The sequence below is a fragment of the Gluconobacter kanchanaburiensis NBRC 103587 genome (genome assembly GCF_007988905.1).
Lineage (GTDB): Bacteria > Pseudomonadota > Alphaproteobacteria > Acetobacterales > Acetobacteraceae > Gluconobacter > Gluconobacter kanchanaburiensis.
Genome location: NZ_BJVA01000030.1, coordinates 1 through 9,123, shown reverse-complemented (window position 1 = coordinate 9,123; position 9,123 = coordinate 1). Strand labels below are relative to the sequence as shown.

Genomic DNA, 9,123 nt, shown 5'->3' with positions numbered 1-9,123 from the left:
GAGGGCCGCAGTCGCTCCATCTGTTCATCCGTCAGCCAAAACAGGTCGCTCATCTCCAGCCTCCTCGCAGAGCCTGAATCAGAGTTCTACACTCCAATCAATGGGGCCTGAGCCTACGTCTTTTGTCAGCATGACCTAAATAACTTTATACAACAAATCCCATTTATGAATCACAAATATAAAATCAATCGAAACATAGCATATAATAGTGAGAATGAATTAATGCTTAGATCATCGAGAAAAAAGAGTGTACCAGATCTATCTGGGCTTTGTTAAGGAGAAGGATTCATGGATATTCGGCGTGCTGGTTTCAAACCATCTGTCAAAGGTTCTGCTGAATGGTTTACTGGGAATGTTCGTGTGGATGCCCCTTTCACCGGCAGCGGGGCACTTTCTTGTGCTACCGTAACATTTGAACCCGGAGCTCGGACAGCCTGGCATATGCATCCTCTTGGTCAAACTATCCTGATTACGGCTGGCTTTGGCTGGGTTCAACGTGCGGGAGGCCCAATCGAAGATGTACGTCCTGGTGACATTGTCTGGTTTGAGCCCGATGAAAAACACTGGCATGGCGCTTCGCCACAGTGTGCTATGTCCCACATTGCCATCACAGAATCAAAAGATGGAAAATCATCAGAGTGGTTAGAACATGTTAGCGACGAACAATATCATCGCTAATATGCTCCAACCGCATAACAACTCGCGCTCGGGAGGTGGCGAAGTTGTTGTGACTTACGAAGCCAGCTCAAAATGCAAGAGCCTGTCTTTTCCTAAAAAACGCATGAGGCGTAGTTTCCTCGTATACACAAGGTAGAAACATATGCTTGGCACAGTTTTGTATGGCCCACGTGATGTGAGGTGTGAAGAAGTTCCAGAACCTCAGATTATTGAACCAACCGACGCTATTATCAAACTCGCAGCAAGCTGTGTCTGTGGGTCAGATTTATGGCCATATCGTGGAGAAAACCCTATTACGGCTCCCATGCATATGGGGCATGAATATTGTGGTATCGTACTCGAGGTCGGCAGTGCGGTTACAACCATTAAGCCGGGACAATTTGTCGTCGGATCTTTCTGTATTTCCGATAATACCTGTCCACATTGCCGCTTCGGGTTCCAGTCGTCCTGCGAACAACGAACGTTCATGACAGGCGCTCAAGCCTCGATCGCACGCGTTCCTCTAGCAGACGGTACGCTGGTAGCCACCCCTGAACTACCACCCGAGGATCTCATTCCTAGCCTTCTGGCAGTGTCCGACGTTCTCGGAACAGGATGGTACGCAGCTGATGCAGCACGCGTCCAACCTGGATCAACTGTGGCAGTCGTTGGAGATGGTGCGGTTGGCCTTATGGGTGTTCTGGCTGCAAAACAAATGGGTGCAACTCGTATCATTGCAATGAGCCGCCATCGAAGCCGTCAAGAGCTGGCAGAAGAATATGGCGCTACGGATATCGTTGCAGAGCGTGGCGCAGAAGGTATTAAGAGGATCAAAGAGTTAACAAAAAATATCGGCGCTGATGCTGTTCTCGAATGTGTCGGCACAAATGAATCAATGCAACAGGCAATAAACTGCACACGCCCAGGCGGCATGATTGGTTATGTCGGCGTGCCTCACGGCGTCACGTTTGACGGTCAATCTCTCTTCTTCTCGCAGACCGGTATGTTGGGTGGCCCAGCTCCGGTTCGTCGCTTCTTGCCACACCTGATGGATCTAGTGCTGCAGCGAAAAATAAACCCAGGTAAGGTTTTTGACCTCGAAGTGCCGCTGAAAGACGTAGCGGAAGGCTATAAGGCCATGGACGAACGTCGCGCAATCAAAGCCTTACTCCGCATGTAATGACAACACGAGATCGAGTTTATACGCTCCCGAAAAACCCATGTTTTTAGCGGGACACTCGATCTCGTGAGCAGAATGCCGTGATCGTTGGCAAGGGAACAACAAATATGACCACAATCTTTGTAACCTACCCATCCACAGGCGATGCCACTTTTGATCAGAGCTATTATGTGTCGCATCATATTCCACTTGTAAATAAAACTTGGTTACCCTTGGGGCTAGCTTCCGCCACAGCTTTTTTCCCCAATCCAGCTCCCAACGGCGACTTTGCAATTTGCGAGTGCGTATTCAAAGACGACAACGCCCTTCAAGCTGCATTAGAAGCCCCTGACACAGCCATAATTATGGAAGATGTGAAGAATTTCACCTCCATCGCGCCTGTTATCATTAAAGGCGTCTCACTATGATTTCTACCTCTATAATAACATAATCTGAGGGTTTTTATGATTGCCCCCTGCCATTCACGGTTTCAATCCTCCGAAGTCGTGAATATTTCATGTATTTACATAACAAATAAACTCTTATCTTTACACGGGACAAAAAAGGAATGAACGATGAATTCCGAAGATCTGGCGCAAAAAAATCGAAAAGAGCAATTCGGAGACCACGCTTCTCCACTCACTGAAACTGACCCAGAATTCGTCACATATTTCGAAAATTTCGCGTTTGGTGAGGTTATTGCACAAACCACTCTTCCTCCACGCCTTCGTTTGATTTTCACGCTTGGTGCACTCATTGGTTGTCAGGCCCTCACTGATTTCCGCATCATGCTGGACGCCGCCCTCAATGTAGGCGTGACCCCTATCGAGGCAAAAGAAGTCATCTATCAGGCGGTGCCGTATGTTGGCATCGGTAAGGCGGTTGATTTCATTGTAGCAACAAACGAAGTACTCACATCCCGTGGCGTAACCTTACCTCTGAGCGGGCAATCCACCACAACAAGGGAAAATCGACAGGAAAAGGGCTACGCTGTTCAAGGCGAAATTATAGGCTTTGAAACCCTTAAAAAGATGTATGCTACCGCACCAAGTGACCTGATGCACATACAGCACTTCCTATCGGCGAACTGCTTTGGCGACCATTACACCCGTAGCGGCCTCGACATCCAAACACGCGAACTCCTGACCTTAGCAATTCTCGCAGCTCATGGCGGCTGTGACCCTCAAGTTCGTGGCCATGTCGGAGCTAACCTGAATGTCGGCAATGGACGTGCAGTAATGATCGATATGTTTACCCAGCTTCTTCCGTTCATTGGATACCCACGAACCCTAAACGCGATTGCTGCACTCAACGCAGTCGTACCTGCCGCCGAAGCACACAAAAGCAATGACTAAGAAAGGTTTGAACATCCTGCTCGTAGGTGCAACAGGCAGTGTTGGGCGGCACGTCATCACCGTCGCAAGGGAAGCGAGACATCACATAAGAGCTCTTTCCCGCAATCCGAGCGAACTCAGAAACATGCCATCTGACGTAGAGGTCGTAAAAGGCGATCTTACACGACCAGAAACACTTACTGAGTGCGTAGATGGGATTGATGCCATTATCTTCACCCACGGCTCCAACGGCGACAAAGCAGCGAATGAAGCCGTAGATTACGGCGGTGTCCGTAATATCTTATCGGTGTTTGGCTCTCGCCTGGTTCAGGTTGCCCTAATGACGTCTATTGGCGTGACCGAGCGCAACGGTTCGTATAACCGTCGTACTCAGGCTCATGATTGGAAACGTCGTTCAGAGAGACTGCTCAGAGCCAGCGGACATCCATACACAATCGTGCGACCAGGCTGGTTTGACTACAACAAACCGGACGAACATCGCCTCGTACTCCTGCAAGGTGACAGACGACACTCGGGCACACCTCAGGACGGTGTAATCTCTCGCAGACAAATCGCTGAAGTCTTAGTTCACGCGTTAACGACCGCCACCGCCACACGCAAAACCTTCGAACTCGTTGCCGAGCATGGTGAATGGCAGGGAAACTGGGAGGCTCTTTTTTCTCAATTAGCGATTGATCCACCTTTAGCGCTTGACGGTGTATCTGACCTTAACAATATGCCGCTCGCGGATGAACCCAGAAATGTTAAAGACGACCTTTGGTCCGTGGAAAAACAGCGCAAAGAACATTGCTAAATTAGAGGGTTCTGGAATGGCGTTTCTTCCCTACCGGCGCTCTCGTCATTTCCAAATCCCGAAACGGAATAAATTGTGCTGAATTGTGAGGTAAAGATATGACTAATGTTACCGTTGTCATAGGCTCTGGATCTCTTGGGCAAGCTGTTGCACGCCGTATTAGCAGTGGCCGGCACGTTGTTCTCGCTGATCTTCATATTGAAAACGCTCAAAATGCCGCAGAGATACTCACATTAGCTGGCTATAACACAACGGCTGTGAGCGCTGATGTTTCAAACAGGGAATCTGTACTGTCTCTCATTGAAACAGCAAACACGATTGGAGATATCGTGTCTCTTGTTCAGGCAGCTGGCGTTTCCCCTTCTCAAGCACCGGTCTCTAGAATTTTAGACGTCGATCTCTACGGCACAGCGATGCTTCTTGAAGAATTTGGAAAAGTCATTACTCCGGGAGGCTCAGGGATTGTCATTTCATCGCAATCTGGATATCGCATGCCCGCCTTGACAACGGAACAAGACCATCTTTTGGCTACAGCACCAGCCGAGGAGCTGCTCAACCTCCCATTTGTTAAAGAAATCACTGATACGCTCCATGCTTATCAGATGTCTAAGCGATGCAACTCTTTGCGAGTCAGGGGGGAAGCCCCACGGTGGGGTGCCCGTGGCGCACGCATTAATGCGATCAGCCCAGGCATCATCATTACACCCCTTGCGTATGATGAACTCCACGGGGAACGCGCCGAATTCTACCGTCAGATGCTTGCAAGCAATCCTGCTAAACGGGCAGGCACACCGGATGAGGTTGCTGCGCTAGCCGCCCACATCAGTGGCCCTGAAGGAGGATACATCACTGGAAGCGACTTCCTTATCGACGGCGGAGCTACCGCGAATTTTTTCTACGGTCCGAATATTAATTAGCCGATGAGAGAGCCCTCCCGAAGAACAGTCTCTATCTCCGCTTGCCAAGCGGAAAGCATTCACGAGTAGAAAATCCATAAAATATAATACTTCTGAAGTCAGCCCCGAGGACGCGATACAGTGCCACAATATTCTGGAACCTTGTGGCCTTGACCATGATTGCGTTCTGCTGTGCCTGATAGAGGATGCACTGCCGCGACTGCACCAGCAGCTCGTCCATATGCCGCTGCTAGATAGTATAGGCTTCCCGTGCCGTCAACGTAAAGTGAGGGAAGAACGCCACGCGCGCTACACCCACATTTGCATTGGCTCCGGGCAGGGTATGCTTTGCCACGCGGATGTCCGCCCCCTGCTCCAAAAGATCTGTATGCGACAGAGCAACGAGACTTTTGATCGACATAGCGACACTCACACCGGACACAACGACTGCGTAAGACAGATGCCCCATATCCCTCTTCAGGTGTTGAGGCATCTCTCAAAAATCCATTATCGGCGATAGCGCAACGCATCGACCAGCAACCTGAAAGCAGCGGAGGACTGTCGGCGACTGGGATAATAGAGATGATAACCGGAGAATGGCGGACACCAGTCGTCCAGCACCCGGACCAACCGCCCGTCAGCAAGATAACCCGTCACCTGATCTTCCAGAACACAGGCCAGCCCAAAACCTGCCATAGCTGCTCGCAGGATCATCGAGACGTTGTTGAAGACGAGTTGGCCATCAACCCTGACATGCAGTTCCCGTTTCCCCTTCTCCAGCTCCCACGCGTAAATGCCGCCTGATGTCTCAAGGCGCAGGTTGATGCATTGATGGTGCGCCAAATCCTGCGGCATTTTGGGCTTCTCTTTCGCCGAAAAATAAGATGGCGCCCCGACAACAGCCATCCGCATGTCGGGGCTGATCTTCACAGCGACCATGTCCTTGGCAATTGACTCTCCGAGCCGCACACCGGCGTCAAAGCGCTCGGCGACGATATCCGTCAGCCCCGCCTGTATAGCGACCTCGACATGAACATCAGGATAATCGGGAAGTAGTGTTTCCAGAACCGGCCAGAGAAATCTGTTCGCCGCATGCTCGCCTGCGGTAATGCGGATCGTGCCCGCCGGCTTGTCCCGCAATTGCCCAAGCTGTTCGATTTCACTCGCGATACTTTCAAGCGCAGGCGCAAGGGTCCGCAGAAGGCGTTCCCCCGCTTCCGTTGGGGAAACACGTCGCGTCGTCCGGGTCAGAAGCCTGACGCCAAGCTGCGCTTCAAGCCGACGGACCGTATAACTCAAGGTAGATTGAGAGGTCCCCAGTCGTGCCGCAGCCCTGGTAAAGCTCTGCTCTTCCGACACAATAAGAAAGGCATTGAGATCGACCAGTTCTTCGCGCCGCATTCATGAACTCCCAATATAGCTTCAATCGATCAGTAACCAGTTATTCGATATAAAGATACTTGTTTGTATTTCGGCTGGGGCAGCCTCAAAACGATTCAAGTTTTAGAAAGGGTACTCTGCCATGAGCGGGAAACCCGCGATCAGACAGCGCTGTTATGGTGACATTGCCCCTGCTCTTGCAGATTATACAGACAAAGTCCTGTTCGATAACGTCTGTGAATGACCGAGACTCTCGCTGCGTGATAAAAGCCCCATCACCGTTTCAGCACTTGTTTCGATGTACGGGCTGGACGCTTTGGAAGCCCATCTAAAAATCTCGCGGGACTATGTTGTGACCCGCGACGAACTCAGAAACACAATCACGCATCCAGCCTTCTATGTAGGCTGCCCATCGGCTGCGAGTTCCATAGCCACCTGCGCAAGATGCTCGGCCGGAGTTACGGCTAGTGGTTTCGCTCCACTTTGTAGCGCGCCCAAATGATCCCGTCTTCAAACATTTCTGATGCAGTCAGGCGCAAAGACTGGCCGATTGCGGGCTCTTCGTCTTTTTCGCCTTCATATTCGAAGACACAGGTCACGCCCGATAATCCATCAATACCAGGATACATCATCAAGCTGATATCATCGATAAGGCCGGCCTTGAGAAAGGCTCCATTAATCCGTCCCCCTCCTTCTAACAGCAGAGTTTCTACGCCAAAGTCTTCCGTGAGGCTGTTCATTGCATGCATCAGATCTTTTCCCTCTTCCCCAGCAAAAAGATAGGAAACACCCGCCGCCTGCAGCTTATGGAGATAGGTATCAGCCACCTGTTCGGAAAGGATCGTGACAATCGGATCACCGTCAGCACTGTCACTTTCGTAGCGCAGCTTTCCTTTTGGATCGACGACAGCGGCCAGCCCCCCGGTTCTGCGTTTTGCCGCTTCAGAGACATAAGCGCGACGGGGGAGTTCCCTGCGCCCTGAGGCATCTGGTTCTCCTGCATGGACAAAATGTTGTTGCATGGTCTGACGGCCGACAAGCCAAGCATCCGCTTTGAATGTCTTTTCGATGTCATAGTAGCGATTGACCAGATCATCGCGTGCTTTGCCATCAACAGGCTGTGTCCAACGATCGGTCAGAATCCGTCCGTCAATGGAACTGATCATATGACAGATAATATGCGGGCGCATGGCCGTCATCCTTGGTTTCAGGTTGCAGAATATTTGAGCGTTAACGCGGAGGCAAAGCTGGCCATACCGCACAGCGCGATAATGAGGCCCATGGGCCAGGGCGTTCCATCGGCGAACAGCCCCACAAGAGCTGAGCTGAAAACGCCGCTCCCGTATTGAGTAGCGCCTACAAGAGCCGAAACAGCGCCTGCCTGCCGTGGAAAATCAGACATTGCGCCTACAATTGCATTGGCCACAATAAATCCGGCCATCGCAGCAAAGACCAGCAGGGACAGGACCACCCCCCAAAGGCCGCCGCAGCCAGTCCAAGCCAGACCGCCGGCGAGCAGGCCAGAAAGTGCCGTGACTACCGTCCCCCACAGCAAAGTCCGATCGCTGCCAAAAAACGCAACAACCCTACCATTCAGCAGATTGGTCGCCATGATACCTAGGATCCCCGCGCCAAAGAGAATCCCGTAAAGTCCTGAAGGAACGTGATAGTAAGTGATATAAGCGAAGGGGGTTCCGGCAATGTAAGCAAACATGCCAGCATAGAAAAACCCGCCGGCCCCCATATATCCAAGAAGCCGCCTATGACGGAGCAGATCACCATAACGGAGTATGGCTCTCCCAAGCGGTTCAGAATTCCGTTGCGATTCAGGAAGAGTTTCAGGCAGCGTAAACAGCGCAGCGAGCGTTAACAGACCGATCATACCCAGGACCCCAAAGATGGCGCGCCAGCCCGCCAAAGCAAGGATCTGGGCTCCGACGACAGGTCCGAGCAATGGCGCGATTGCCATCACAGTCATCAGAACCGAAAGCATCCGGGCTGCCTGCGGTCCTTCATACAGATCACGGACCATAGCCCGTGCCAGCACCACGCTCGCACAAGCCCCTGCTGCCTGGATCATGCGCCAGATGATCAGACTTTCTCCGCTCCCCGCCAGGGCACATCCACCTGAACCGATGACGAACAGAACAAGGCCACTTGCAACAGGTAACCTGCGCCCATATCGATCACTAACAGGTCCCCAGAATAACTGTCCAATACTGAAACCGATCAGATATCCCGAAACAGTCAAATCAATTGTTCCAACTGTTGTTCTCAGGTCACGCACCATTGTTGGCATGGCGGGCAGATAGAGGTCTGTCGAAATTGACGCAAACCCCATCAACACGCTCAGGATTGCAAGAACATGCCAACCATGATCTGCCTCCTTTTCCCGTAGAAAAGGATCATGATTGACGCTTTCTACACTTTCGGGAACATCACCAGGAAAAATATCTCCACTGTTTTCTATCATGATGACATCATTATTTTGGAGAATGACAATAGAAAGTCCCTGCAGTTGAATTCCCACATTGGGCACATCACGTCTTCCGATGGGACCAGAAAACGTCCTCGCTTGACTATCAAAATACCTCCAAAAACACGCCGCGCAGTCTCGTTATTTGAAATGAAAACGCGCGCCACGATTAGATGAAAAAATTGGCATCCAATTACATCTATATCTCATTAATTGAGCGAAGTTATTGAACAAATACGATCAACCGTTCCTGCGCATACTCTGAAACGAGCCTAAAAATTACGTGACGCGCATGGCTACTATTCCAAGGTAGAAGACCCTATCGAATTCAGCGCATAATGTCATGTGACACACAACCTGACTGCCAGATGAAGAGGCTTACACGCCACGTCGCAACAATTGTTATC

General features: G+C 51.0%; 11 protein-coding genes. 7 read left to right on the top strand and 4 right to left on the bottom strand.

The genetic code is table 11. The features are described 5' to 3' along the window. Window positions 1-288 precede the first annotated feature (288 nt). From GKA01_RS13320 to GKA01_RS13295, 6 genes are all read left to right on the top strand, one after another. Window positions 289-678: a (R)-mandelonitrile lyase gene (locus GKA01_RS13320; protein WP_146864087.1), complete on the top strand. Its 390-nt coding sequence runs from the start codon at window positions 289-291 to the stop codon at window positions 676-678. Window positions 679-820: 142 nt separating this feature from the next. After that, on the top strand, window positions 821-1,837 hold the full coding sequence (locus tag GKA01_RS13315; protein ID WP_146864084.1) for a zinc-dependent alcohol dehydrogenase family protein: 1,017 nt from the start codon (window positions 821-823) through the stop codon (window positions 1,835-1,837). A gap of 107 nt (window positions 1,838-1,944) precedes the next feature. After that, window positions 1,945-2,244: an EthD family reductase gene (locus GKA01_RS13310; protein WP_146864081.1), complete on the top strand. Its 300-nt coding sequence runs from the start codon at window positions 1,945-1,947 to the stop codon at window positions 2,242-2,244. Window positions 2,245-2,391: 147 nt separating this feature from the next. Beyond that, window positions 2,392-3,171, top strand: coding sequence for a carboxymuconolactone decarboxylase family protein (locus GKA01_RS13305; protein ID WP_146864078.1), 780 nt, complete (start codon window positions 2,392-2,394; stop codon window positions 3,169-3,171). Continuing rightward, entirely contained in the window at window positions 3,164-3,964 is an 801-nt protein-coding gene (locus GKA01_RS13300) for an SDR family oxidoreductase (RefSeq protein WP_208653424.1), read from the top strand. Before GKA01_RS13305 ends, GKA01_RS13300 begins: the two co-directional genes overlap by 8 nt. Window positions 3,965-4,062: 98 nt before the next feature. Continuing rightward, window positions 4,063-4,881, top strand: a complete 819-nt coding sequence (locus GKA01_RS13295) for an SDR family oxidoreductase (protein ID WP_146864075.1) — start codon at window positions 4,063-4,065, stop codon at window positions 4,879-4,881. 229 nt (window positions 4,882-5,110) lie between these two features. On the opposite strand, the gene GKA01_RS14025 is transcribed toward GKA01_RS13295, so the two are convergent. Further along, window positions 5,111-5,353 carry a hypothetical protein gene (locus tag GKA01_RS14025; protein ID WP_167506388.1) on the bottom strand — a complete coding sequence of 81 codons (243 nt, stop codon included), beginning with the start codon at window positions 5,351-5,353 and terminating at the stop codon, window positions 5,111-5,113. Between the two features lie 14 nt (window positions 5,354-5,367). Further along, the gene (locus GKA01_RS13285; protein WP_146864069.1) at window positions 5,368-6,261 is read right to left on the bottom strand and encodes a LysR family transcriptional regulator; all 894 of its coding nucleotides are present in this window, start codon (window positions 6,259-6,261) and stop codon (window positions 5,368-5,370) included. Window positions 6,262-6,496: 235 nt separating this feature from the next. On the opposite strand from GKA01_RS13285, the gene GKA01_RS14135 reads away from it, so the two are divergent. Beyond that, window positions 6,497-6,742 (top strand): carboxymuconolactone decarboxylase family protein, encoded by a 246-nt coding sequence (locus GKA01_RS14135; protein WP_208653425.1) that lies wholly within the window; start codon window positions 6,497-6,499, stop codon window positions 6,740-6,742. Here the strand turns inward: GKA01_RS14135 and GKA01_RS13275 are convergent. Next, window positions 6,705-7,430 (bottom strand): dihydrofolate reductase family protein, encoded by a 726-nt coding sequence (locus tag GKA01_RS13275; RefSeq protein WP_146864066.1) that lies wholly within the window; start codon window positions 7,428-7,430, stop codon window positions 6,705-6,707. The two genes, GKA01_RS14135 and GKA01_RS13275, sit on opposite strands and share 38 nt — an antisense overlap. Window positions 7,431-7,447: 17 nt before the next feature. Beyond that, window positions 7,448-8,713, bottom strand: coding sequence for a multidrug effflux MFS transporter (locus GKA01_RS13270; protein ID WP_146864063.1), 1,266 nt, complete (start codon window positions 8,711-8,713; stop codon window positions 7,448-7,450). Window positions 8,714-9,123: the final 410 nt, after the last annotated feature.

What these genes read in the sequence shown, in the direction of transcription:
- GKA01_RS13320 (WP_146864087.1), top strand. Translation starts at nt 289, where the DNA reads ATGGATATTCGGCGTGCTGGTTTCAAACCATCTGTCAAAGGTTCTGCT.
- GKA01_RS13275 (WP_146864066.1), bottom strand. Translation starts at nt 7,430, where the DNA reads ATGCGCCCGCATATTATCTGTCATATGATCAGTTCCATTGACGGACGG.
- GKA01_RS13285 (WP_146864069.1), bottom strand. Translation starts at nt 6,261, where the DNA reads ATGCGGCGCGAAGAACTGGTCGATCTCAATGCCTTTCTTATTGTGTCG.
- GKA01_RS13315 (WP_146864084.1), top strand. Translation starts at nt 821, where the DNA reads ATGCTTGGCACAGTTTTGTATGGCCCACGTGATGTGAGGTGTGAAGAA.
- GKA01_RS14025 (WP_167506388.1), bottom strand. Translation starts at nt 5,353, where the DNA reads ATGCCTCAACACCTGAAGAGGGATATGGGGCATCTGTCTTACGCAGTC.
- GKA01_RS13310 (WP_146864081.1), top strand. Translation starts at nt 1,945, where the DNA reads ATGACCACAATCTTTGTAACCTACCCATCCACAGGCGATGCCACTTTT.
- GKA01_RS13270 (WP_146864063.1), bottom strand. Translation starts at nt 8,713, where the DNA reads ATGATAGAAAACAGTGGAGATATTTTTCCTGGTGATGTTCCCGAAAGT.
- GKA01_RS13305 (WP_146864078.1), top strand. Translation starts at nt 2,392, where the DNA reads ATGAATTCCGAAGATCTGGCGCAAAAAAATCGAAAAGAGCAATTCGGA.
- GKA01_RS13295 (WP_146864075.1), top strand. Translation starts at nt 4,063, where the DNA reads ATGACTAATGTTACCGTTGTCATAGGCTCTGGATCTCTTGGGCAAGCT.
- GKA01_RS13300 (WP_208653424.1), top strand. Translation starts at nt 3,164, where the DNA reads ATGACTAAGAAAGGTTTGAACATCCTGCTCGTAGGTGCAACAGGCAGT.